The sequence below is a fragment of the Pedobacter psychrodurus genome, from assembly GCF_032678585.1.
Taxonomy (GTDB): domain Bacteria; phylum Bacteroidota; class Bacteroidia; order Sphingobacteriales; family Sphingobacteriaceae; genus Pedobacter; species Pedobacter psychrodurus_A.
In genome coordinates this window covers 1-25145 of record NZ_JAVTSN010000033.1, presented here as the reverse complement: position 1 = coordinate 25145, position 25145 = coordinate 1, and the positions used below count along the sequence as shown (strand labels likewise).

Sequence of the window (25145 nt, the reverse complement as noted above, 5' to 3'; positions counted from 1 at the left end):
TGCTAACCATCTAATATAGCTCCATGAAAACGCTTATCAAAACTGCATCTGCTGTACTGATTTTGCTTTGTTCGGTCAATTACGCAAAGGCTCAGCTTCAAAATCAATATAGTACGGTAACAACCGGTGCTGCATTTTTATTAATTAGTCCCGATGCACGGAACTCAGGTGTTGGCGAGGCAGGCACTGGATTAACCAGCGATGCAAATTCTAATTTTGTTAACGGCGCAAAACTTTCATTTGCAAACAAAACAGGTATAAGCGTTTCTTATGTGCCCTGGATGATGGAGATTGATAAAAACCTCCACCTTGGTAATTTAAATGCTTACCATAAATTAAACGACAAAGAAGTAATTGGTGTTTCGTTAAAGTATTTTGATCAGGGAAACATTAATTTCCGCGATGAAAACGCGGTACTTCTACAGCAATACAATGCCAACGAGTTTGCTATTGACGGAACATATTCCAGAAAATTCGGAGAAAACTTTGCCATTGCATTAACTGGCCGTTTCATTAGAAGCGATTTAGGCAATGGAACATTTAACGGCTTGCAGGTAAACCCGGTTAATGCTTATTCGGCTGACATTAGCATCTATTCTGAAAGGACATTAAACACCTCTCGATATGCATGGGGCGTAAGTTTAACCAATATCGGAACTAAATTAAAATACTCCTCTTCATCGGCTGGAGAATCATTTCTGCCCATGAACCTCCGGATTGGTGGAGGTTACACCATATTGAAAAGCAAGTCGAACAGCCTCACCTTTCTTGTTGATGTAAACAAATTAATGGTTCCTTCTCCACCTAGATATAAGGTGGATGCAAACGGAATAACAACAAATGAAATTGAAAAGGGAAAGGATCCCACCCGAAGTGTTCCCAGTGCTTTATTTACTTCGCTTTTTGATGCCCCAGGAGGTTTTAGAGAAGAAATATCTGAATTTACAATTGCCGGAGGGATGGAGTTTGCATACATGAACCAATTTTTTCTACGTACCGGATATTTTTACGAAGACCCTGATAAAGGCAACAGACAGCATGTTTCAGTTGGCCTTGGTTTAAAGTTAAAACCTTTCCAGTTCGACATGAGTTACGTTGCGCCCACAGCAAGACGTTATGTGCTTAGAAATGGGATTAAATTTACCTTAAGCTACGCCATTGATTAAATATTAAACCTCAAAAACAATCTATAAAAAATGAAAAAGTTATTTTTTCTGTTGATGCTGATCGTTATTGGTATCGCAAATGCAAAAGCCCAAAAATCTACCATCAACACCTTGTTCCCAAATAAAGCTACAGAAATTGAAAAATTAAAAGCTAAAGCAGAACCATCAAAAAAAGATGTTTCTACGCCTACTAAGCAAAGATTATTTCAAAACTACAGCCAGGGTAGCGCACAAAGGGCTTTGCCTGCAGCAGCAAACAGAAAAGCGGTAGCCAATGTAAAAACAGCTTCGGCATCAGAATACAAACCAGATAAAAGTGAGCCTAAAGCAGCGGTAAAATTACCGCCAATGCAACAGGAAAGTACTACCAAACAGTAAAATATTAATCTAATACCTCTACACCTTAAATTATTTAACATGAAAAAGTTTACGCTCATCATTGCGGTTATCCTTATCTTTTTCGCAAAAGTATCTGCCCAAAGTGGATTAACAGGGATCAACTACCAGGCAGTTGCCCGTAATAACGATGGAACTGTACTCGCTAAACAAAATGTAAAGGTTAGGATCTCGATACTTGGAACAAGTGCCAGTGGCCCTGTTCAATATCGGGAAAACCACGACCTCACTACAAATACTTTAGGCCTTTTTACCTTACAAATTGGTAAAGGAACACCTTCAACAGGAACTTTGGCAGGTGTTCCATGGCAAAATGCAAACCAATATTTAAAAGTCGAACTGGCCATTGGCGGTGGAGCTTTTACTGATTTAGGAGCAACACAATTAATGAGTGTACCTTTTGCCTTATATGCAGCCACTGGTAATCCAGGTCCTGCAGGTGCAACAGGTCCCGCCGGACCAACTGGCGCAGACGGACCAATTGGTCCTCAAGGATTAGTTGGCCCTGTAGGTGCAACCGGCCCTATCGGTGTAACAGGTGCTACCGGCCCTATCGGTCCACAAGGATTAGTTGGCCCTGTCGGAGCAACTGGCCCTATTGGTTTAACAGGTGCAACCGGAGCTGTTGGTCCTATTGGTCCACAAGGATTAGTTGGCGCAACTGGTGCAACTGGCCCTATCGGTTTAACAGGTGCAACTGGCCCAATCGGTCCACAAGGATTAGTTGGTGCAACTGGCGCTACCGGACCTATCGGCTTAACTGGTGCAACCGGAGCTGTAGGCCCTATTGGCCCACAAGGAGTAGTCGGCGCAACAGGAGCAACAGGAGCTACCGGACCTATCGGTTTAACAGGTGCAACTGGAGCAGTAGGCCCTGTTGGTCCGCAAGGAGTAGCCGGCCCTGTTGGTGCAACCGGAGCAATTGGACCAATCGGTTTAACTGGTGCAACCGGAGCAGTAGGCCCTGTTGGTCCGCAAGGAGTTGCCGGCCCTGTTGGTGCAACCGGACCAATTGGTTTAACAGGTGCTGATGGACCAACCGGACCAGTTGGAGCAACCGGAGCAACCGGAGCGATTGGACCAATCGGCCCAATTGGCGCAACAGGAGCAGTAGGTCCTATTGGTCCTGCTGGAGCTCCGGGTAATCAAGGACCTGTAGGTGCAACTGGCCCTGCCGGACCTATCGGCCCCGTTGGACCTGCGGGCGCACTTACTGGTGTTGCAGGTGGCGATTTAAGCGGAAATTATCCTAACCCAGTTGTACAAGGTTTGCAAAATATTGCCGTTGCGGCAACCGCGCCTACAAATGGACAGATTTTAAAATATAATGGAACCAGTTGGGCTCCAGGAACAGATGCGGGAGGCTCGTTAACACTTCCTTTTGCTGCTACAGAAAATTCGGCTCCCACCTTATTTTCGATTACCAATGATGGTGATGGAACCTCAGTTGAAGGTATAAATAATACAACATCATCTAGTGTAGCCGCAGTAAGGGGTATTGTAAGTTCAACTGCACCAGGTGGTTTTTCTTCAGCAATTCGTGGCATCAATAATGGTACAGGCGGTTTAGGTATCGGTATATGGGGTAGCCAGGCTGGAAGTGGCTGGGGCGTTTACGGCGTAACACCAAGCGGATTAGGCGTTTACGGAAACTCTAGTGGAACTGGTTTTGGCGTATATGCCAATAGCAACAGCGGTACAGGTTTAAATGCTACATCAACCAACGGTCCTGCTGCCAACATTGGCATTTCAAACAATGCAAATGCAAACAATGCATTAAGTGTTAATACACTAGGGAATGGAATCGTGATCAATGCTTCAACATCAGGGAGTGGTGAAGGCATAAGAAGTACAAGTGGAGACGGCTTAGCAATACATGGAATTACATCTAGTCAAAGTTCTGCAGGTATTTTTGGCGATAATAATGCTGGGGGTGAGGCGATTGTTGGCCGTACCACCAGTGATATCGCTGGCGCTGTTGTTGGCCGCAATGACGGTGGAGGTTTCGGTGTGCGTGGTTTCATTTCCACAAGCACTACAGGTACAGGTGTGGGCGTTCAGGGTGAGGTTGGAAATAATGGCAGTAAAGGATTGGCAGGCCGTTTCAACAACACAAACGCAGCAAATATAGATGTAAATACTTTCGAGGTAAACTCAAATACCAATGGTAATATTCCAGATAATACGCTTGGTAACGCAGCTTCATTTAAACTGGATAACACCAATAGTGTTGGTTCTGCTGTTCGTGGAGAGGTAAATACCATATTCGGTAATTTTGGTGCAGCAGGTATTTTTGGGGTATCATCAGGCACCGGAGGTAGAGCAGGTTTGTTCTATGCCTCTAACCCAGCAGGTAATGGCGCAGCATTGGTTGCTATAACCGATGGCAATGGCAACGCGGTAACAGCAAATGCAGGAAAAGACGGTAATGCCGTAGAAGCCAATGTAGACGGAAAAGGCACAGCCGTATATGGTTGGGTACCTACATTCAGCGAAGGAAGAGCAGGCCGTTTTGAAAACTTCAATCCAGATAATGAGTCCGATGCTTTAACAGTAAAAACAGTAGGAAACGGGACAGCGGGTAACTTTAAAGTCGATAATACGCAAGGTACCTCTCCTGCAGTAAAGGGTGAAGTAAATTCTATTTTTGCCAATTTCGGCACCGCAGGGATATACGGTGTATCGTCTGGTACCGGCGGTTATGCAGGCTTATTTTATTCATCAAATGCCGGGGGTAATGGACCCGCACTACTTGCATTAACTGAAGGTAACGGAAACGGAATTACCGCCAACGCTGGTAAAAACGGCGATGGTATCGAGGCTTCCGTTGATGGAACAGGTAACGCTGTTTACGGCTGGACACCTAACTTTGGGGCAGGGAAAGCTGGTCGCTTCGCTAATTTTAATAACGCTAATGGCCAACCTACCGTTCATGTGTCCACTACCGGTACCGGATCGGCATTATTAATCAACCATACAGGAGCATCAGGAAATATTTTTATCGGCCAAAGTGCAGGTACAAATGTAGCCAGGGTGAACAAGGCAGGCCGTGGTTATTTTAACGGCGGTACACAAAACAGTGGGGCCGATGTTGCCGAAGCATTTGATGTAAGCGGAGAAGTAAAAGATTTTGAACCAGGTGATATATTGATTATCTCTGTAGATAAAGACAGAGCTGTTGAAAAATCAAATGGTGCTTATTCTAATTTAGTAGCCGGCGTTTATGCCACCAAACCTGGTGTTTTATTAACCGAAGAAAACATTGACTCTGAATTACTGGATAAAGTACCAATGGGTGTAATTGGTGTGATTCCAACCAAAGTTTGTTTAGAAGGTGGCGCCATTAAAAGAGGCGATATGCTCGTAACTTCATCAACAATTGGTGTAGCCATGAAAGCAGATTTGAATAAAGTTAAAGTTGGACAGGTTTTAGGCAAAGCCCTACAAGACTTCGATCAGCCAACAGTTGGAAAAATTAAAGTACTGGTAAGCATTAAATAATACGCTTTTCTTTTTTAAGCAAAAAGGCACCTCAGATTTTGAGGTGCATTTTGCGTTTTGATTCGTCATCTCGACCGAAACGCAGTGAAATGCCTGCCCGTACAGGCGGGGAGAGATCTATCTCGAGACAGATTTAGCTTCGCTGAGCCTTCGGGTTCTCGACTGCGTTACACCCAATAGCTATCGGAGCGAGAAGGCTTTTTCAGCCGACGAAGCCTGCCTGCTGCAGGCAGGCTTCGTCGTTCCTCCTCGCAATGACGACTCTTTATTGAAATCTGTCAATAATATGTTGATCTAAAATAATCCCAATTGCCCTTTATCATCAATATCGATATCATCCGGATTGGTGATTTCGAAATCTACTTTTTTGGCTGGCTTTTCTTCTGTTTCTGGTTTATCTTCTGCTTTAGGCTCTTCCTTTTTAACAGACACAGGCTTTGGTTTTTCAGCCACTGGCTTTTCTACCGCTGCGGGTTTTTCAACTTCAACTGTTTTTTTGTCTACCGTTGGTTTATCGGCTTTAACTGCTGGTTCTGGCGCACGTTCGAATTTTGGCTTTGGCTGCTCCACAGCAGGTTTATCAGCAACTTTTTCAGGCGTCTCGGTTTCCGCTAATGCATCATCGTTGGTTACTGTTTCGTCCTCATTAACCGCTTCATCTGCTATTTCTTCCCCATCTTCAATTTCTTCAACAGCTGTTTCCTCTACCTCTTCTATCTCCGGTTCTTCCAATACTACTTTCTGTACATCATGTGGCGATAAGCGGTTTCCGTTTGCTTTTAATCCTTTAACATCAATCAGCTCTGCCAGTAATAAATCCAGGGTCTCCGGAATCTGGGTTTTACCTTTTAAAACATCAACGATAATCTTCGCGCCCGGATTCGAAGTCAGGTACAACAACTTCGACTTCTGCTCTTCGCTGATAAAAATGGTTTTCCTCCCATTAGCCTGTAACTCAAATGCAAAACGTTTGATAAAATAGTTCTGTGCCTTACCCTCAAAATGCACTGCAGCAAAAACCCTTTCCGGGTCAAACTTCTGGATCAAAATCAATCCATCATCAAAGTGGTTGCTCAGTTCGAAAGAGCTCAACTCATAGAAACCATCTTTATGTACCTGTAAAATGCGGTCATCACCATCAAATTCGCCCAGGTATTTTCCACGGCCATCTACATTTAAGCGTTTTAGCAGATCATCATACCAGATCTTAAGGCCCGATAAAGTCGAAACACCTTTACTTTTCAAAATAATCTTTTTAACCGGATATTTCGAAATGATGTTCCCCTGCGAACCACGTCCTTTAATGGCCACTTCTGCGAAATCCTGATCAAACTGAAGTTTACGCAGTTTAGAATGTGGTTTCAACGCAACATTTATAATCTCCGCTTCACCGTTAGGGTTAGCTGTAAAATACAACACCTTCGATCCTTTCGATCCCTTGGTTAAATCGTATTCCTTATCACGCGTTACGCCTACAACAGCAAATCTTTTAATGTATGATGTACCACTTGCACCATCTTTATAAACCATGTTATAAATGGTACGCTCGTCGTTTTTCTTAAATACCTGTGCGTGTATGATATTCTTACCCACAAAGGTTTTATCGGCTACTTTGGTGATGATACATTTCCCATCTTCGCGGAAAACAATTACCTCATCAATGTCCGAACAATCGGCAACATGCACATCTTTCTTTAATCCCGATCCCGTTCCAATAAAACCATCCTCCTTGTTCATGTAAAGCTTCACGTTGGCCAGTGCTACTTTCGAAGCCTCTACACGATCGAATAAACGGATTTCAGTTTTACGTTCCCTTCCTTTTCCGTATTTACTCAATAATTTCTGGTACCAGGCAATCGCATAATCGGTAAGGTGTTTTAAATGGTTTTTAACCACCTTGATTTCATCTTCCAGGTTTTTCATCTGCTCATCAGCCTTTTTCACATCAAAACGCGTGATGCTACTCATTGGCTTATCGATCAGCTTTTTGAAATCCTCAGGTAAAATCTCGCGGTAAAGCGACGGTTTAAAAGGATCAAACAATAGATGTAATACCTCTACAACCTGATCAAAATTGACCGAGTTTTCATATTCAGGATTTTTGTACATCCCCTCCTGAATAAATATTTTAAGTAAAGAACTAAAGAAAATTTTCTCCTGCAGCTCGTGCAAGCGGATTTCCAGTTCCCATTTTAATAAGTTTTTAGTGTGTTTGGTATTTTCAATTAGAATATCATTCACACTTAAAAAGTGTGGCTTATCCCCTTGTATAATACAGGTATTTGGCGAAATAGACACTTCACAGGCCGTAAAAGCATAAAGTGCATCAATGGTCACATCAGGCGAAATACCCGGTGCCAGGTGCACTACAATCTCTACATTGGCCGCGGTATTGTCTTCAATTTTTTTGATTTTGATTTTGCCTTTATCGTTGGCCGATAAAATACTATCGATAACCGAACCTGTTGTGGTACTAAACGGAACCTCGGTAATTACTAAAGTCTTCTTGTCCTTCTCGGTAATTTTTGCACGCACGCGGATTTTACCCCCACGCTGTCCCTCATTATAATTCGAGAAATCGGCCATACCACCTGTAAAAAAATCAGGCAGAATATTGGGACGGACATTTTTTAACACCTCTATCGACGCCTCTAGCAATTCGATAAAATTGTGCGGCATTACCTTGGTAGCCAAACCAACGGCAATACCTTCGGCACCCTGTGCCAGCAATAACGGAAATTTAACCGGTAAAGTAATCGGCTCATTGTTACGTCCATCGTAACTTAGCTGCCATACCGTAGTATCGGCATTAAACACTACATCGTTGGCAAATTTCGATAAACGGGCTTCAATATAACGTGGTGCCGCAGCACTATCGCCAGTAACCGGATCACCCCAGTTACCTTGCATATCGATCAACAAATCCTTTTGCCCAATCTGCACCATGGCATCACCAATTGATGCATCACCATGCGGGTGATATTTCATGGTGTTACCGATTACATTGGCTGCCTTATTGAAACGGCCATCATCCATCTCTTTCAAAGAGTGCATAATGCGTCGCTGAACAGGTTTTAATCCATCATTGATGTGTGGAACTGCCCTATCGAGAATTACATAAGACGCATAATCGAGAAACCAGTTTTCGTATAAACCGTTGATTGGGGTTATGGTATGTTTGTGCTCTTCGTTTACGTTTTGATCTAATTCTTCACTCATTTATTTACAAAAATTGGAAGCCGTAAATATAATAAAAATGATTGCATAGAATGAAGAGAGGTTATTCACATTTCGAAGTAGAAATTTTGCTTTTAAGGGTTTCGAAAAGCAAGTTCCGTATTGCTATTAATGTTTCTTCCGGCTTTCCGGTACGATCTTTTTTGCCCACAACATACGCTCAGGCAGCAAAAAAGGATCTCCCCTGCAATCCGGTTTAGAAAGATAGTGTTGTGCTGCTATTTAGGGTTGCATGGTGCATAAAAAATCGGGCGTCATTGCGAGAAGGAACGACGAAGCAATCTTTCCTACCTTCGTATCCCTACTTTAAAGATTGCTTCACCCGATCAAAAATCGGTTTCGCAATGACGATCTCCATATCCCCCTATTCAACCCCCAACAACACACCCGAAACATTCCAGGCGCTCGAACTGCTGCCTTCTGGTTTCCCCATTGGGATGGTTACTTTTATGGTATGCGATCCGGCTTTTAAATCGCCCAAACTGATCCAATTCGGATTGGTAACCGTACCCGGACACCAGTTCGAACGGCTTAAATCAGATGATGAAAGACCACTTTCAAAGTTGCCCGAAGCAGGGTTTGATAAACGGTATGAGCCGCAATCCTGCCGCCAGGGCGTAAAAGCAAAAGCTTCCTTATCATCCAGCCAGATGGTATTTTTACGTGGCACAAATTCATCGCCGTTCCCCCAGCCACCGTGCCCGGTGGTAATGTAACGTAGTTTTGCGTCTTTCAAATCTTTTGTTAAAGTAAAAGAAACTTCCAGACCCTTATCACTGCTAAACATCGTGGCATATTCCTGTCCCGCCATTTCCATTACATTCGTTGAGTTAAACAAAGGTAAAATCACTTCTTTAACCTCCTTTTCTCTTCCACCGTTATGTAGTGTAATATTTAACGACACTTTATGTCCACCTTTATCGTAATTACCAATAAAAACAGCTACCCATACTTCTTTTCCATTTACCAACGGAAAAAGTTCTGATACATCCTGTCTGTAATAAACTTTCTCTGCCCAGTTTTTATCCTTTAGTTTTAATGTATTGTATTTCCCAACGCCAAAAGGGGTAAAAAACCGCATCAGTTCAATAACAGGGTTATAATTTGCCGTGGCCACTACACCCTGGTATTTTTTGCCGTTTCTGTTGTCGTAAACCGGCAGGTCTTTAACAGAGTTTTTAAGTGCATCCATCAAACTGATCTGCTTATCTGTAGGAATAATAAATACCGAACCCGTTCTATCGTAGGCGTCGCCGTTCGATTGTTCGGTTAAATCAACAAAAACATTGGGCTTAGCTTTCAATTCAGGGAATTTAACCTTTCTGGCAATTACCGTTCCACCGGCAAAACGGAATATAGAATCGTTCGATTGCGGTTTATCAATAAAGTTGATCTGTTCGTTGTTGAAAATATTTAAGGTGGTAAACCTGCTTTTCCAAAGCAGATCCTTATAGGTTAACCCATCAGTTAGCCTCGTGCTTATGTTTTGTAAGTCGATTGCTTTCGGTTTTTTAACTTCTTCGATTTTTGTAGCCGTTACAAAGCTGTTCCCATTGCGTACCTGCTCTAAAACCAGACCGAGGTTTTGCCCCAAACTCGTTGGCGCGGCTTTTATACCGGCATCAGTAGTGTACCATAAATCGATGCGGTTCGAATTGACAACCGTTGTGGCTTTTTTGCAGGTATAACCTAAAATCACTTTGGTTTCGTTGCTCAGCTCAAAAACCTGTTTGGCAATCGCAGCACTATCCGCCGTAGCTATTTGGTTATTCGCACTTAAATCTGCAACCTGAAATAAAATCCCTGCGGGTTTCGTCACAATACTTTGTTCGTAAGGGTATTTCGCCTTGTTACCGAGTATGGCGGCATTGCTGATCAAATTCTGATTTGCCGAAGTCAGCACAATCGTAGCGTTTCGGTCTTCTTTCGCTTTACCGTCCGAAGAGCGGAAATAAGTTATTTGATAAGTTGAGCTACTTTTAAGTACCGTTTGGGCGTAAGCACCAAAAGAAATTAAAACAGAGAAAGTAAGAATGTATAAATGCTTCATGTGGTTAAAAAACCAAATATACAATTGTTGAAGGAGGCTATAAAGGATACGAGAAAATTTTGAGATGGGATACGAATCAATGACCCACAGTTTATTGAAAAGACCCGAATTATCGAACGCACGCTCAGAACTATCTACTGCGGGTTCAGAACTACCTACTGCGACTTCAGAACTATCTACTGCGACTTCAGAACTGCTTACTGCAACTTCAGAACTGCTTACTGCAACTTCAGAACTATCTACTGCGACTTCAGAACTGCTTACTGCGATTTCAGAACTATCGATCTCACGCCCAAAACTCCAAACTGAAAACTAAAAGCGCCCAACTCAATTATTGGGTTAAAAACACGATCCCCCGTTTCCCTCTCCTACAGGAGAGGAACTTGCAAAAACGAACCTAATCCACAAACTTTGTCAGGGTGAGGTGCTGCGCCCAGAACCCCAAACTCCCAACTCCAAACTCCCAACTGAAACTACCTTTCCAACCTATCCTCCACAAAAGAAAAAGGCAACAAACTCTTTACACTCGGCACTTTAAGCACTTCGCCATTTAGGCAATAAAAAATCACTTCAATTGGCGTTTTTTGTTTGCGTTCGAACTCTGCCATTACCTGCAAACAGCCTCCACAAGAGGTAATCGGTTTTAGAATCTCAAAATTATCCGTTTGAGCAGTAATGGCCATACTCTCTATAACCGCATTTGGATAAGCCGCACCAATGCTAAAAAGGGCAACGCGCTCTGCACAAAGTCCTGAAGGATAAGCAAGGTTCTCCTGATTGCTGCCCAGCACGGTTTCGCCCGAGGCAAGTCGGATGGCCGTACCCACCCTAAACTTCGAATAAGGAGAATAAGAAGTATTTAAAGCCTGTTCTGCACTTTCGCAAAGACTTCGATCGGCCAATGTTAATTCTGTAATACTTTCGTATTGTTCAAAAGATATATTTAGATTTATTACATTCATTTTTAACTAATTATACAACCGCCAATATTAAATTTTTATAGCGGGCGAACAATTTAAGTTATTTTTTGTATTATTTAGTAAAAGCTGCCTTAAATTTAATTTTAATGGCATGCTTTTAGCATTTATCAAACACCAAACACCCTTAGCTTTGAATAAATACGTACGCAAAAGTCTTAAAATTATATTATGGGTAATTGCCGCCATCATCATCCTGGTGGTAGGTGTAGCGCTTTCTTTAAATATCCCGGCCGTTCAGAATTTTGTTAAAGGCAAGGCCATAAACTACCTTAAAAACAAAACCAAGACAGAAGTAAGTTTGGAAAGTATCAAAATTGCTTTGCCAAAAGACGTGGTCTTGAACAAATTCTACATCGAAGACCGCAAGGGCGATACCTTATTATATGCCGAAAAATTCGCAGTAGATATCAGTTTATTCAAGCTGTTAAAAAACACTGTCGAGATCAATGATATTGAACTAAAAAATGTACGCGCAAATGTAAAACGCATCACGCCCGATACCACATTCAATTTTTCATTCCTGGTTGATGCCTTTGCCAGCGATCAGAAAAAACCTGAAGAAAAAGTAAAAGAAGATACCACCTCAACCCTGAAGTTCTCGGTGGATAAAGTTTCTTTTGAAGACATTGGTATCAATTACCGCGATGACGTTGCCGGAAATGACGTTAAATTATACCTGGGTGCCTTTAAAACCAAAATCAAGGATTTCGATCTGGCCAATCAGCATTATGTGATTAAAGAATTAAGTCTGGTTAATACTTCATTGCGCTATTTACAGCAGAAACCACTTGTTAAACTGGTTCAACATATTACCAACAGTGTAGACAGTACGCAGAAAGAACAGGGCAAGTTGCCATTAATCGAAGTACAGAATTTCGTTTTCAGCAATGTAAAAGTAAATTACGACGATCAGATTTCCACCACCAAAGCTATTGCTAATGTAAACGATCTGGGCCTGGCAAACCTAAAAGTGGATTTAACCAACAGTAAATATTCGGTTGATGACGCTCATTTAAACAAATCGAACATCCTGTTTGCTTTTAAACCTGCGCCGAGCAACGATTTAAAGAAAGTTAAGGATACCGTAGTTCCCGAAAAATCACCTTTGGGTTTGATCATTAAAAACATCAGCCTTGCCGATAACCAGGTACAGTTTGATAATCTGGGCGCTAAACCTGCCAAAAAGGGCATGGACTTTAACCACCTTAAAATCGATCAGCTCAACTTAGGTGCGAGTGATGTAAACTATAGCGCGGCAGGCATCAAGGTCAATGTTAAAAATGGCTCGTTAAAAGAGAAAAGCGGTTTTGTGCTGGATGAATTACGTGGTGATGCCGTGTATAACGACAAACAGATCAAACTGAGCAATTTTATCCTGAAAACACCAAATACCTCAATTGAAAATGCCACGGAGTTAAATTTCACCTCAATGGAGGATTTAACCAAACATCCGGAACGCGTTAAACTGAATATCGCCCTAAAAAATACCACCATTGGTTTAAAGGATGCTGGTTTTTTCAGCGATGCCGTACCCGCCAATTACCGCAACGAAAAAATAAAAATAACTGCCAATATGGATGGCTTTCTGAATAACCTGAACATCCCAAAACTGCAGGTTACCGGGTTAAAAAACACGCAGATCGACATCAGCGGAAAAGCAAAGGGATTGCCTGATATCAAGAAAACTTTTCTCGATTTAAATATCAAAAAGCTGCACGTTACCAAAAGCGATATTTTGGTTGCCGTACCTAAAAAATCCTTGCCGCCCTCCATCGAATTGCCAAACGTAATTGATGCGAAAGGTAATTTTAAAGGCTCTATGACCGATTTTAACACCAACTTAAATATCAATACCGATATGGGTGGTGCAATTGTTGTGGCGGGAATGAAAGGGCCAAAGGGTAAAGAAAATTATAAAGCGGATATCAGCCTAAACAACTTTAATGTGGGCAGGTTATTAAAAATGCAGCCAAAACTTGGTCGCGTTTCGGTTAAGGCAAATGTAGCAGGTACAGGTCTTGATCCTAAAAAAATCAATGCAAAGTTTAATGCAAAAGTAATCAGCGCTTATTACAACAAATACACCTACCGCAATTTAAGCCTTGCCGGAAATTACAGCAACCAGAACATCAGCATTAAAAGCAGCATGCCCGATAGCAATGCCAACTTTAATTTAGATGCCAAAGTAAATATGGCAGGTAAATATCCGGCCGTAAAAGCCGATCTGAATTTAAAACAGGTAAACTTACAGGCACTAAATTTTAGTCCTACCGTTTTAAGCGCGGCAGGTGTGGTTAAAGTAGATCTGGCCACCGCCGATGCCGATTATTTAAATGGTTCGGTTGATGTTACCGGACTACAATTGGTAAAAGACAAACAGAGAATCAATGTAGATACGATTTCCATCCGTGCAAAATCAACCGCTACCGAAAACGAACTGACTTTAAAATCAGAAATTTTATCGGCAAAATTGGATGGTAAATACCAATTATCAAAGCTAGGTGGTGCCATTATCAACCAGATCAATAAATACTATGCCTTTGGTACTGTAACCAAAGTTCCCGATCAGCGTTTGAGGTTTTTTGTACAGGTTTACGATTCTAAACTGTTAAAAGAATTTGTACCACAGTTAACCGTGTTTAAACAATCGCAGTTTTACGGATTAATAGATACACAAAAAGACAGCTTACAGATCAAGGGTAATTTCCCGCAGGTGGTGTATGGCGATTTCAAAGTAGATACCACTGTATTAAACATCAATAACGATAATAATAAGTTAGATTATAGTTTAACCGTAAAAAGCTTGCAAAGCCCATCAATTGCACTCTTCAATACCGAAGTGAGTGGCGACGCAGCAAATAACAATTTAGGCGTGAATATCTTTTTGCGCGATAGACAGCTGAAGAACAAATACGTTATCGGCGGTACTTTCCAGTCGATCAATAAAGATTTCAAATTCACTTTAGATCCTCAAAAACTATTGCTCGATTATCAAAAATGGGTGGTTTCGCAAGACAATTACATCCAGTTTGGTGCCTCAGGAATTTTGGTCAACCAGTTCCAGATCAGCAACAGCGGCCAGTCACTTTCCATCAACAGCAACCCTACCGAGCCTAATGCACCATTGGCTGTAGCCTTTAAAGATTTCCAGTTGGAAACCTTAACCAAGTTTGCAGAAACCGATACCACTTTGGTTGGTGGCCGCTTAAACGGAACTGCAAATGTTAAAGATCTGGCATCAACACTAAAATTCGAAGCCAACCTCACCATCGATCAGTTACGCTATCAAAAAGACCAGTTGGGCACTTTACGTTTAGCTGTAAACAACAATACTGAAAATGCCTTTGAAGTAAATGTAGCCTTAACCGGTGTACACGAATTAAGGGTTAACGGCTTCTACTATACCGCACCACAGAGTGCCTTAGACCTTAGGGTAAACATCGACAAGATCGAAATGAAAAACATCGAAAGTTTATCTGCCGGTCAGCTTAGGCGTGGCACCGGTACCTTAACCGGCGAATTAACCGTTAAAGGTGCGTTAACGGCGCCAAAGATCCTGGGCGATTTAACTTTCAATAATGCAGGCTTTAATGTGGCTTATGTAAACTCATTTTTCCGTATGCCGAATGAGAAGATTTCGTTTACAAACGAAGGCATCAGCTTTAATAACTTTACGCTGATCGATTCTTTAAATCAAAAAGCGACGATTAACGGAAAAGTATATACTACTGATTTTAAAAATTACCGCTTCGGTTTAGATGTCAGGATGAACAATTTCAGGGCGATTAACTCTACCGCAGCCGATAATGATATGATTTATGGTACGGTATTTTTAACCAGTGATATTAAGGTACGTGGAGATTTAAACCAACCTGATGTGAACATGAACATCAAGGTAAATAAAGGCACAAAATTCTTCTTCGCACTTCCGTCAAGTGATCCTTCTATTATCGACCAGGATGGCATTGTGCAGTTTATCGATGCAGATGCGCCACCTTTTAACGGACAGAAAGCCTTAAAGGTTGATAGCATCAGTAAATCTCCTGTTAAGGGCATCAATCTTGTTGCCGCGGTAACTATCGATCCTGAAGCTGAACTGAATGTGGTGGTAGATCCATCAAACGGTGATGCCTTGAATGTAAAAGGCGATGCGAACTTAAATGCAACGATGGATCCAAGTGGTAAAATCAGTTTAACAGGGCGTTACGAAATTATTGACGGTTCTTATAACCTATCGGTTGGTCCATTGGGCAAAAAAGCATTTAAACTGGTAAAAGGAAGTACCATCATCTGGACAGGCGAACCAACAACAGCAAATGTTAACCTGAGTGCATTGTACGAGGTTAACGCGGCTCCTATCGACCTGATTAATGATCCATCTAATACACAGGCTAAAACAAAATTGCCTTTCCAGGTATATTTAATGATGAAAGGTGAACTTTTAAAACCGATTATCTCATTTAAATTAGATTTACCAGAAAACGAACGTGGCGCGCTGGGCGGTATTGTTTATACCAAATTGCTCAACGTAAACCGCGATGAAAGTGAGCTGAACAAACAAGTTTTTGCACTATTGGCTTTAAACAGGTTTATTGCCAACAATCCATTCCAAAGTTTAGCTGGCGGCGGAGGTGGTGTTTCTACCCTTGCACGTTCGAGTGTTAGTAAATTATTAACAGAGCAGTTGAACAATTTAACTTCTGATCTGATTCAGGGTGTAGATCTTAATTTTGGCGTTAATTCATCAGAAGATTATTCGACAGGTTCGATGCAGCAAAAAACCGATCTGGAGGTAGGTTTATCTAAAAAACTGCTGAACGATCGCTTAACCGTTACCGTTGGAAGTTCTTTTGCCTTGGAGGGACCACAGGCACCGGGAGAAAAATCGACCAATATTGCCGGAAACGTAAATGTTGAATACGCACTTTCTGCCGATGGAAGATACCGCTTAAGGGCTTACCGAAGAAATCAGAATGATGTTATCGTGCAGGGACAGATTATTGAAACAGGCTTGGGCTTTACGCTGGTAGTAGATTACAATAAATTTAAAGAAATATTCCAAAAGAAAAGAATTAGAAGAATAAGAAACATTGAACAGAAAGCACAAGATGAGAAAACTAACTAGACCTCTTTTATTTTTATTGGCCTGTTTAGTTTGGGCGGCCTGCAGCAGTACCAAATCCCTAAAACCGGGACAGATTCTGTATACCGGTGCTGAAGTAAAAATCAATCCCGATACTTCAGGTAAAATTGATGATGAAAAACAGGTTAAGGCCGATTTAGAAAGTAAAACCAGACCTCGTCCCAATAAATCACTCTTGGGCATTAAGTTTAAGTTGGGTATTTATAACCTGGCTGGCGAACCTAAAAAACCGAAAGGACTCAGAAATTGGTTACGCAGACAGGGTGAACCGCCTGTGCTATTGAGTGAAGTAAAACTGAAATATAATAACGACGTTTTATCAAGTTACTTGATTAGTGAGGGTTATTTGCAGGCTGAAGTTACTGGCGATACCGTGGTTAAAGATAAAAAAGGAAAGGCCATTTATACCGCTGTTACTGGCGAGCGTTATAAAATCAATAAAATCACCTTCCCTCCTGATTCGGGCGTCTTAACCAAAATCATCAATACCAACAAAGGCAAAACCTTACTAAAAGTTGGTGATTATTATGATATCGATACCTATAAAAATGAAAGGATCAGAATTGATAACGACCTGAAAGAAAACGGTTATTTCTATTTTAGCCCTGATTATTTATTGATGCAGGTTGATAGTACCATTGGTAAAAACCTCGTTAATGTTTCGGTTAAGGTGAAAGATATTGCACCAGATGCAGGTTTAAAGCCTTATACCATCAAAAATATTAATATATATCCTGCATATTCATTACGGAGAGACAGCACTTTAAGAAAACTGAAACCGTTAGAATATAACGATTTCAATATCTACGATGATAAAAACACTTTTAAACCGAGACTTTTTGATCGCCTGGTATTCTTCCAAAAAGGCGAACTTTATAACCGTAAAGACCATAACCAATCGTTAAACCGCATGGTGAATGTGGGTGCCTTTCAGGATGTAAGGGTAGAATTTTTACCGGTTGACAGTTTCAAAAACAACCAGCTCGATCTTAATATCTACCTAACCCCTTTAAAGAAAAACTCATTAACCTTTTCGGTAACCGGAACGAGTAAATCGAACAATTTTGTGGGTTCAGAAGTAAAGGTGACACAAACCACCAGAAACCTGTTTAGAAATGCAGAACAACTGGATATTAGTGTGAGCGGCGGTTTTGAAACCCAAACCAGAGGAACTTCTTTAGGCAAAAACTCCTTATCGTTAACAGCAGAGGGTAAACTGACTTTCCCAAGGTTTATTGTTCCTTTTTACAAACCCAATAGCACCACAGCCTTTATCCCGAAAACCATAGCATCACTTTCTTACCAGATGTTAAACCGGGGATCAGAGTATACTTTAAATGCTTTTAAAGGTGAGTTTGGTTATAACTTTAAAGAGAATATTTATAAAGAACATAATTTTAATCCAATATCTGTTAGTTACATTTCTACAAAGTTTCCGGATTCGAATGCCAGAGATAGTTTATACGACGCAAATCCATTATTAAGATCAACTTTAGAAAATCAATTGATTATTGGAAGCAGTTATAACTTTACCTATACCAATCAGATGGAAGAAAACCGCAGAAATAACACCTATTTTTATGGTGCTTTAGAAACTGGTGGTAATGTATGGGGTGCTTTCGTCCCTAAAAATGATGCAGGTAAACGCACGCTTTTCAATGTTCCACTCTCGCAATTTATCAGAGTAGAAGCCGATTTAAGAGATTATTACAAGATCAATAAAAACCTAATCTGGGCCAATAGGTTAAATCTGGGTTACGGTTATGCCTATGGCCAAAGCACATCATTACCTTTCGTGAGACAGTTTTTTGCAGGGGGTAGTAACGATATCAGGGCCTTTCCGGCCAGAACTTTAGGCCCGGGAACCTATAAAGTTCCGGATGATGCCATTTTTGCCGATCAGGGGGGCGATATTAAGTTAATGTTGAACTCCGAGCTCCGTTTTAAAATTGTAAGTGTGTTATATGGCGCATTGTTTGTAGATGCTGGAAATATCTGGCTAAGGAAAGAAGACCTTGGTGAGCCTGGGAAACCAGAGACCGCAAGACTTGGATCGGGTTTTAAATTAAAGAATGCACTAAACGAACTGGCTGTTGGTACTGGTGCTGGTTTACGCGTTGATGCCACTATTTTTGTTGTACGTTTAGATGTAGCCTTCCCAGTGCGTAAGCCTTACTTACCAGATGGACAAAGATGGGTATTTGATGATATTGCCTTTGGCAACAAAGATTGGCGCAAACAGAATTTAATTTTTAACATTGGGATAGGATATCCGTTTTAATTTTTCGATGAAAGTAATCCATAAGATCAAAGATTTCTTTATTGCGCTTTACCATCTTTTTATTGCAGCTGGAAAAGGTTTTATTGAGGATAGGATCACAAAACTCAGTGCATCTTTAGCTTATTACACCATCTTTTCGCTTACCCCGCTCATTATTATCATGCTATCAGCCGCTACCCTGTTTTTTGGCGACCAAAGAAATGAGGAAACAAGAGGTCAGTTTTATGGGCAGGTTACCGAAATGGTTGGCAAAGAGGCCGCTACACAAATTCAGGGTTTTGTAGAACATGCCAATAAATCCGGACAATCTACCATTGGTTTAATTATTGGTATAGGTACGCTAATTGTCGGCGCTACAGCTATTTTTATCGAAATACAGGATAGCATCAATATCATCTGGAAGGTAAAGGCTATTCCGAAAAAAGGGTGGCTAAAAATGCTCACCAACAGATTGCTTTCCTTTTCACTGATCGTATCGATGGGCTTTTTACTACTGGTTTCACTCGTGATTAACACCGTGGTCGTAGGTTTGGGCGATAAACTGGGTGCACTGGTTTCTAAAAGCGATATAGATAAGGTTATTCCGGTAGCAGATGACACCATGCAGCTCCTGTTTTACATTTTAAATAATGTGATCACCCTTGCCGCTGTTACGGCTGTTTTTACGATTATATTTAAAGTATTACCAGATGTCATCATCCGTTGGAAATCAGCTATCATAGGGGCTTTGTTTACCGCCGTGTTATTCAGCTTAGGTAAATACCTGATCGGGATTTATATCGAAAAAGGAAATCCAGGTTCAGCTTTTGGCGCAGCCAGTTCGATCATCGTGATTTTATTGTGGATTTATTATACCTCCATCATACTCTACTTCGGAGCCGAATTTACTCAGGCCTATGCCGAAAAATATGATAATGGCATCTCCCCTAGTAAGTACGCCGTATTTACCAAGATTACCATTGTAGAGAAAAAAGTAGATGTACTGCCACCACAGCACCCGGAAGATACGGTTGAGGTGAAAAAGGAATAATTCGATCAATATTCACTCTAAATTGTCATCCTGAGCGTAGTCGAAGGACCTTTTCAATGCACTAAACCAAAGAAGAGGCTGTCTCAAAAGTCATTTTTTGACAAAGAACACCAAATTAAATTCTAAAGCTGGTAAGCTTGGAATCAAAAGTGGCTATTTTCGATTTGAAAGTAGCCACTTTTACATGATATACTTGATTGAAAACAAGGTTCGCGAAATTTAATTCCGTTTTGTAATTACCATTTTTACTTTTGAGACAGCCTCTTCTTTTCTATGCCACTCCCATCGCCCCGATTCGCGTCTCCACGAAACCATTCGCAAAAAGCCTGTCTGTAGGGAAGGTCGCTCTAGTGCTTTTCTAAGCAACTTCTTCCGTAATTACTTTAGGCTCTTCCTGTACCTCATCCTTCTCTACCCTAAGGTTTCGGATAATGTGCTGTTGCCTATCTGGAGTATTTTTACCCATATAGTACTCCAGCAAACTCTTAATCGTTTGGTCTTTCAAAATAACAGGATCTAACCTGATATCCTTTCCGATAAATAAACCAAATTCATCTGGAGAAATTTCACCCAGTCCTTTAAATCGGGTGATCTCAGGTTTATTGCCTAGCTTCTCAATTGCATTTCTGCGTTCTTCATCACTATAACAATAAATCGTTTCCTTTTTATTTCGAACCCTGAAAAGTGGCGTTTGCAAAATATACACATGACCGGCTTTTACCAGATCAGGGAAAAACTGAAGAAAGAATGTCATCATCAGCAAACGGATGTGCATACCATCCACATCAGCATCTGTGGCGATTACAATATTGTTGTAATGAAGTCCTTCTAAGCCATCTTCAATATTTAAAGCGTGCTGTAAGAGGTTAAATTCTTCGTTTTCGTAAACCACCTTTTTGGTCAGCTCGTAACAGTTTAAGGGTTTACCTTTTAAACTAAATACGGCCTGACAATCTACATCGCGCGATTTCGTGATCGAACCTGATGCAGAATCTCCCTCGGTAATAAATAAGGTAGTTTCATAACGCTTCTCGTGTGTCGTATTAAAATGAACTTTGCAATCACGCAGTTTTTTATTGTGTAACGATGCTTTTTTGGCCCTGTCGTTTGCCAGTTTTTTAATACCTGCAATATCCTTACGCTCACGTTCCGATTGGATAATCCGTTTTAACAATGCATCAGCAACATCTGAATGTTTATGTAGGTAATCATCCAATTCTTTTTTAACGAAATCATTGATGAAAGTAGCAACAGAAGGTCCATCAGGTCCCATATTCTGCGATCCCAGCTTTGTTTTAGTCTGCGATTCAAAAACCGGTTCCTGTACACGTACCGAAATGGCGGCGATAATAGATGAACGGACATCAGCCGCATCAAATTCTTTTTTGAAAAACTCTCTAACCGTTTTCACTACTGCTGCCCTAAAAGCCGCCTGGTGTGTTCCACCTTGTGTAGTGTGTTGTCCGTTAACAAATGAGTGGTAATCTTCGCCATATTGTTGCCCGTGGGTCATGGCAATTTCGATATCCGGTCCTATCATGTGGATAATCGGATAACGGATTTCTTCTGGTTTGTTAAATTTAGAAAGCAGATCGTAAAGACCTCTTTCTGAAAAATATTTTTGATTATTAAAATTTACAGTTAAACCGGTGTTTAGGAAAACATAGTTCCAAACCATGCTCTCTACAAAATCAGGAATGTAATGGTAGTTCCTGAAAATGGTTTCATCCGGGTAAAAAGTAATGGCCGTACCGTTACGTTGAGTGGTATCGATAATGGGCTGTTCTGTTACAATTTCCCCTTTAGAAAACTCTACTTTTTTAGTTTTTCCATCACGGTACGATTGCACCATAAAACTGGTAGAAAGTGCATTTACGGCCTTCGTACCAACCCCATTTAAACCTACAGATTTTTGGAAAGCATTACTATCGTATTTACCACCTGTGTTGATCTTGCTTACACAATCGATTACCTTACCCAAAGGGATCCCACGACCATAATCGCGAATATTTACCTTTTGTTCGGAAAGCGTAATTTCGATAGTTTTTCCGGTGCCCATTACAAACTCATCAATCGAGTTATCTACAATTTCTTTTAACAAAACGTAAATACCGTCATCCTGTGCAGAACCATCGCCAAGTTTACCAATGTACATTCCCGGACGAAGCCTGATGTGCTCTTTCCAATCTAATGAACGAATACTGTCGTCGTTATAAATTACTTCTGCCATATTGTATTTATCTGTTCTCCAATGAAAAACCCTGCATTTTTTGGTTTGCAAAGCAATGACGAATTTGTAGAAATAAACCTGATGATTGAAATATAAATGTTTTCAAATACACTCTTCAGAATTATTATACAATAATAGATTTATTCTCTGAGGCTCGCAAAAGAAAATTTCAACATACAAACATCGATGGATGGTTCATTAGTTCATCCGTCATTGGTTCATTTGTTGTTGTGGCATTACCCATTCCCATCTTTCAATCATTTTCCCATTATCTCGTTCAATCATTCTGTCATTCAATCATCCAATTTTCCCTATCTTCAACCCAACATTCAAAACCCTATTTAATGCAACAAAAGAAACAGCTTTCGTTATTCGATTTATCCATGATTGTGGTGAGTTTGGTTATCGGGATGGGCGTTTTTCGTACGCCGGTAAATGTCGCGGCCAAAGCACAAATCCTGGAACTTTTTTACCTGGCCTGGTTTATTGGTGGTTTTGTGGCTTTTTGTGGTGCATTAACCTATGCCGAAATCGGATCACGTTTTCCGGTAACAGGTGGTTATTATAAAATATTTTCTTCAGCTTATCACCCTTCCATAGCCTTTGCCATTAATTGCATTGTAATTATTTCAAGCGCAGCATCTGTTGCGGCCATCTCCATTATTGGTGCAGAATACCTGAGCAAAATTATTTTACCTCTTGATAAACAAACTGAAACCTATCGGGTGGCCATAGCCATTACTACCATTTTAGTGTTTTATTTCATTAACCTACTAGGTTTAAAAGCGAGTTCGAAAACACAGAATGTACTCACGGTGATAAAAATCGGAATGATTTTAACTTTAATCTGTGCCGTATTTTTCGGTGGACAAACACAAACGGTTACACCAATTTTTAAAACTGCTACAGGAGCTTTGCCCACCTGGTCTGATTATGGAAAAGCGCTTGGTTTATGTTTAATTGCGGTTTCTTTTTCTTATGCGGGTTATGCCCAAACCATCAACTTTGGTGGCGAAGTTAAAGAAGCCAAAAAAGTTATTCCACGTTCTATTATTATCGGCTTAACCATTATTGTAATCCTTTATCTGGCCATCAATTATGTGTACGTAAAAGTAATTGGTTTCGAAGAGCTAAAATCAGCCGAAAGCATCGCTGCAATATTGGCTTCAAAAATATTCGGTCCTGCAGGATTCAATGCACTTTCGGTGATCATCTTTTTCTCGGTAATGGGTTATGTAAACGTAAACCTGCTGAGCAACCCAAGAGCCATGTTTGCCATGGGCGAAGAAGGTGCCCTGCCAAAAATATTCAGCAGGATGAACAAAAAAACAGAGGTAATCACCATTAGCTTAACGGTCTTCACCTTAATTGCCGTGGTGATTATCTTCTATGCCAAAACCTTCGACAAAATTTTAAACTATACCATTTTCTTAGAAAGCATCAGTATGGCCAGTTCGGCGGCTACAATTTTTATCCTAAGAAAAAGAACGGCACATCTTGATAAAAAAACCATCTACACTGTTCCTTTATATCCTATATTGCCTATTATATTTATTGCCGCTTATACTTTTGTTGCCTTCAGTATTTATGCTGATGACCAGAATGCGGCATTAAATGGTTTATATATTTTTGTTGGCTTTCTGGCAATCTATTTTGTAAGCAGATGGTTTAAGAAATAGTTTATTCACGGTTCAAAAAACACTTTTAAAAAATTAATGAACAAAACACTCTCCTTAAAACAAGAAATTGCTTATGCTGCAGGTATGATTGGCTGGAGCACGATGACAAATATCATCATCGTAATGCTTCCTTATTTCTATCTTCCGCCCAGTAATGCAGGCTTACCCCCTTTAGTCCCACAACTTGTTTTATTGGGTGCATTTAATATCCTATCCATCATTGCTGCCTCGGGCAGATTGGTTGACGCCATTTATGATCCGTTTATTGCCTCCAGGAGTGATGCCAGTACCAATAAAAACGGGCGCAGGATGCCTTTTATGAAACTGGCCATTATCCCGGCGATGATTTTCTGCGCACTGGTGTTCTACCCCATCCAAAAAACAGAGAGCCTGCATAATGCCTGGTGGCTCACCATTACACTCTGTTTGTTCTTTGTATCGGTTACCACCTATATTATTCCTTATAACGCTTTACTGGCCGAAGTAACCAATACACCAAGGCAAAAAGTTAAGTTATCGAGTTACCAGCAGGTTGGTTTTGTAATCGGCATTATCCTATCGGCCTGTACCAACAACTTTGCCGACCTGGTTGAAGATCATTTTCACGTAGCCAACCGCAGCGAAGCCATTCAGATTGCCATATGGGGCTTGTGTATTTTATCAGGATTGGTGATGTTGTTGCCGGTTTTCTTTATCAATGAAAAAGAATTTTCGGTGGCCAAACCTACCCATGTGCCTTTATGGCCCGCGATTAGGAGTACCTTTAAAAACAGCAATTTTAAATATTACCTCATATCTGATTTTGCTTTTTACACGGCACTGAGTATTATATCGAGCGGTTTATTGTTTTTCTGTACCGTTTTATTGGGTTTGCCAGAATCGGAGGGTGGGAAGTTTATGGGAGCCATGGTAATGGCCTCTTTGCTATTTTATCCCTTGGTTAATTTTGGCTCAGCAAAAATTGGCAAAAAACCTTTTGTACTGCTTGCCTTTGGCGTACTCTGTTTAATTTTTGTAACCATTTTCTTTTTAGGCAAGTTACCTTTTGGTCCGCATACACAGATTTATATTCTGGTATTATCAGCTTCATTTCCTTTAGCAGCACTGGGTATTTTACCTACGGCCATCTTAGCCGATATTGCCCAAAAAGATACCCTGGAAACAGGAGAAAATCACGAGGGAATGTTTTTCGCAGTGAAATACCTGTTTGTAAAACTTGGTCAAACCCTGGGCATCGCCATTTTTGCCATGCTTACCATTTATGGTAAAGATCCAGGTAACGATTTCGGACTACGGCTAAATGGAATTGTAGGTTTCGGGCTTTGTTTAATTGCACTCTTGTTTTTCAGCAGGTTTAAGGAAGAGAAATAATCCATTCGTTAATGATCATAAAAAAACGCATGGATGGCTGATGCCTATTCCATGCGTTCTAATTTAAACAAATCCGATCTT

General features: G+C 40.8%; 13 protein-coding genes. 9 read left to right on the top strand and 4 right to left on the bottom strand.

Annotated elements, in window-relative coordinates; genetic code table 11:
• Positions 1–23: 23 nt before the first annotated feature.
• The 3 genes from porV to R2S57_RS19975 are packed head-to-tail and all read left to right on the top strand — an operon-like array spanning position 24 to position 5063.
• Positions 24–1166, top strand: a complete 1143-nt coding sequence (porV, locus tag R2S57_RS19985) for a type IX secretion system outer membrane channel protein PorV (RefSeq protein ID WP_316846710.1) — start codon at positions 24–26, stop codon at positions 1164–1166.
• A gap of 30 nt (positions 1167–1196) precedes the next feature.
• Complete coding sequence (locus tag R2S57_RS19980) at positions 1197–1544, top strand: hypothetical protein (RefSeq protein WP_316846709.1); 348 nt, start codon at positions 1197–1199, stop codon at positions 1542–1544.
• A gap of 39 nt (positions 1545–1583) precedes the next feature.
• On the top strand, positions 1584–5063 hold the full coding sequence (locus R2S57_RS19975) for a collagen-like protein (RefSeq protein WP_316846708.1): 3480 nt from the start codon (positions 1584–1586) through the stop codon (positions 5061–5063).
• Positions 5064–5357: 294 nt separating this feature from the next.
• Here the strand turns inward: R2S57_RS19975 and R2S57_RS19970 are convergent, their stop codons facing one another.
• Together R2S57_RS19970 and R2S57_RS19965 are read right to left on the bottom strand one after the other, a co-directional pair.
• The gene (locus R2S57_RS19970; RefSeq protein ID WP_316846707.1) at positions 5358–8282 is read right to left on the bottom strand and encodes a DNA gyrase/topoisomerase IV subunit A; all 2925 of its coding nucleotides are present in this window, start codon (positions 8280–8282) and stop codon (positions 5358–5360) included.
• A gap of 382 nt (positions 8283–8664) precedes the next feature.
• Positions 8665–10350, bottom strand: a complete 1686-nt coding sequence (locus R2S57_RS19965; protein WP_316846706.1) for a PNGase F N-terminal domain-containing protein — start codon at positions 10348–10350, stop codon at positions 8665–8667.
• A gap of 64 nt (positions 10351–10414) precedes the next feature.
• On the opposite strand from R2S57_RS19965, the gene R2S57_RS19960 reads away from it, so the two are divergent.
• Positions 10415–10666, top strand: coding sequence for a hypothetical protein (locus R2S57_RS19960; protein ID WP_316846705.1), 252 nt, complete (start codon positions 10415–10417; stop codon positions 10664–10666).
• 157 nt (positions 10667–10823) lie between these two features.
• Here the strand turns inward: R2S57_RS19960 and R2S57_RS19955 are convergent, their stop codons facing one another.
• Entirely contained in the window at positions 10824–11312 is a 489-nt protein-coding gene (locus tag R2S57_RS19955; RefSeq protein ID WP_316846704.1) for a cytidine deaminase, read from the bottom strand.
• Positions 11313–11421: 109 nt separating this feature from the next.
• Between R2S57_RS19955 and R2S57_RS19950 the strand changes: the two genes are divergently transcribed.
• The 3 genes from R2S57_RS19950 to R2S57_RS19940 are packed head-to-tail and all read left to right on the top strand — an operon-like array spanning position 11422 to position 19784.
• Positions 11422–16455, top strand: a complete 5034-nt coding sequence (locus R2S57_RS19950; RefSeq protein ID WP_316846703.1) for a translocation/assembly module TamB domain-containing protein — start codon at positions 11422–11424, stop codon at positions 16453–16455.
• The gene (locus tag R2S57_RS19945) at positions 16439–18754 is read left to right on the top strand and encodes a BamA/TamA family outer membrane protein (protein ID WP_316846702.1); all 2316 of its coding nucleotides are present in this window, start codon (positions 16439–16441) and stop codon (positions 18752–18754) included. Before R2S57_RS19950 ends, R2S57_RS19945 begins: the two co-directional genes overlap by 17 nt.
• A gap of 7 nt (positions 18755–18761) precedes the next feature.
• Positions 18762–19784 (top strand): YihY/virulence factor BrkB family protein, encoded by a 1023-nt coding sequence (locus tag R2S57_RS19940; RefSeq protein ID WP_316846701.1) that lies wholly within the window; start codon positions 18762–18764, stop codon positions 19782–19784.
• A gap of 358 nt (positions 19785–20142) precedes the next feature.
• Here the strand turns inward: R2S57_RS19940 and R2S57_RS19935 are convergent, their stop codons facing one another.
• The gene (locus R2S57_RS19935) at positions 20143–22014 is read right to left on the bottom strand and encodes a DNA topoisomerase IV subunit B (protein ID WP_316846700.1); all 1872 of its coding nucleotides are present in this window, start codon (positions 22012–22014) and stop codon (positions 20143–20145) included.
• A 344-nt stretch (positions 22015–22358) separates the two neighbouring features.
• Between R2S57_RS19935 and R2S57_RS19930 the strand changes: the two genes are divergently transcribed.
• Positions 22359–23693 (top strand): APC family permease, encoded by a 1335-nt coding sequence (locus R2S57_RS19930; protein WP_316846699.1) that lies wholly within the window; start codon positions 22359–22361, stop codon positions 23691–23693.
• 36 nt (positions 23694–23729) lie between these two features.
• Positions 23730–25064 carry an MFS transporter gene (locus R2S57_RS19925; RefSeq protein WP_316846698.1) on the top strand — a complete coding sequence of 445 codons (1335 nt, stop codon included), beginning with the start codon at positions 23730–23732 and terminating at the stop codon, positions 25062–25064.
• The last annotated feature ends 81 nt before the right edge of the window (positions 25065–25145 follow it).